Below are 260 nucleotides of genomic sequence, written 5' to 3'. Positions count from 1 at the left end.
TCCGTCGCTTGAAAGGCTACCGCCGGATTTTCTCGCGCTTCGAGAAGCTGGATGTCATGTTCCTTGGATTCCTCAGCTTCGTCCTAGTCGTTGATGGGCTTCGGATGTGTTAACAGGCCCTAATCAGTAGTGCGTGCGACGTCCCCCCACCCTGAGTAGTGGTTTGGTTTAGAGTCCGGGGGTAATGATATCGGTGTTTGCCAGATGTTGGGCATAAGCAGCCGGGGTCATGCCGCCGATCGCCTTCTTGGGTCGGTCCT

The 260-nt window shown here is 55.8% G+C and carries 1 pseudogene; it reads left to right on the top strand.

The annotated features are described in order from the left end of the window. A pseudogene (locus tag F7R02_RS26055) lies at positions 1–113 on the top strand (IS5-like element ISCARN85 family transposase); the annotation flags it as partial. Between the last annotated feature and the right edge of the window lie 147 nt (positions 114–260).

The sequence above is a fragment of the Xanthomonas cissicola genome, from assembly GCF_008801575.1.
GTDB lineage: Bacteria > Pseudomonadota > Gammaproteobacteria > Xanthomonadales > Xanthomonadaceae > Xanthomonas > Xanthomonas cissicola.
This window is presented reverse-complemented; position numbering and strand designations above follow the sequence as displayed.